Source organism: Streptomyces sp. NPDC051020, from assembly GCF_040683105.1.
GTDB lineage: Bacteria > Actinomycetota > Actinomycetes > Streptomycetales > Streptomycetaceae > Streptomyces.
Genome location: NZ_JBFBCG010000251.1, coordinates 1 through 1,020 on the forward strand (window position 1 = coordinate 1; position 1,020 = coordinate 1,020).

Below are 1,020 nucleotides of genomic sequence, written 5' to 3' on the forward strand. Positions count from 1 at the left end.
CGCCGGTAGCGTTCCATCAGCTGGGCCTTCTCGTACTCGGCGAACATGCCCTGGAACTGGACCATCAGCTGGTCCTCGGGGCTGTCGCCGCGTGGGCCGCGGACGAACTCCACCCGGGTGCCGGCCCGGGCGAACTCCTCGACCAGCAGGGCCTGGTAAGCGAACTTACGTGCCAGGCGGTCGGGCGCATAACACAACACCACATCCACCCCGACCTGGGCGACCAGGTCGCGCAGCCGCTCCAGCGCGGGTCGCACCAGGGTCGCCCCGGAGTGTCCCTCGTCCTCGAACACCCACTCCTCGGGCAGCTCAAGGCGCTGTTCGGCGGCGTGCGCGCGCAGGGCCGCGGTCTGCGAGCCGATCGTCTGGTCCTTCTTCTGCCGGGCCGAGGACACCCGGGCGTAGATCGCCACGCTGGTCATCGCTCACTCCTGCCTGCTCCGGGCGATCCCGTGTCCGGGCTCGCCGCTGCGGAACCAATGCCGCGTAGGCCGCGGACAAGTCCGCCGCGGCATGACGGTCGAAGACCGCCTCCACCTCCACCGGCCGGCCGCTCACCTGCCCGGCCGCCCCTCCGGGGCACCCCGCTCAAGGAATTCGGCCAGGGCCTGGGCCACCACCGCGGAGATTGCCCGGTCGCTCTCGTGGGCACGGGCGCGGATCTGTCCTGCCAACGATTCCGGCAACTTGACAGTGAACACCACGCTCGACTCGGGGACTTCGAGATGTCCAGCAGCCATGGCCTGCTCCAGATACCGGCGTGCCTGACGCACCGACACCCCGTACCTACTCGCCAACGTGCGGGCGGCTGCGGCCACGGGCACACCCGCCCCGACCAGATCCGCGGCGGCGTTGACCCGCCGGGCGTACTCGACGCTATCGACACGATCACCACGCACCATGTCACAAACCTACTACCCATTGTGACGCTCCTTACCCTCCGCGCGAGGAAGGAGTTCCAAGCGCCGGTAGCCGAGCGTCACCTCGAAACAGAAGTTGCCCATTGCGTTGGGGGCGTGA

The 1,020-nt window shown here is 69.0% G+C and carries 2 protein-coding genes; both read right to left on the reverse strand.

Annotation, left to right across the window (positions count from 1 at the left end; all coding sequences use genetic code 11):
- On the reverse strand, positions 1–422 hold a 422-nt coding region (locus AB0N06_RS39045; protein ID WP_366139404.1), incomplete at its 3' end, for a recombinase family protein.
- A 132-nt stretch (positions 423–554) separates the two neighbouring features.
- Entirely contained in the window at positions 555–902 is a 348-nt protein-coding gene (locus AB0N06_RS39050; RefSeq protein ID WP_327411920.1) for a hypothetical protein, read from the reverse strand.
- Between the last annotated feature and the right edge of the window lie 118 nt (positions 903–1,020).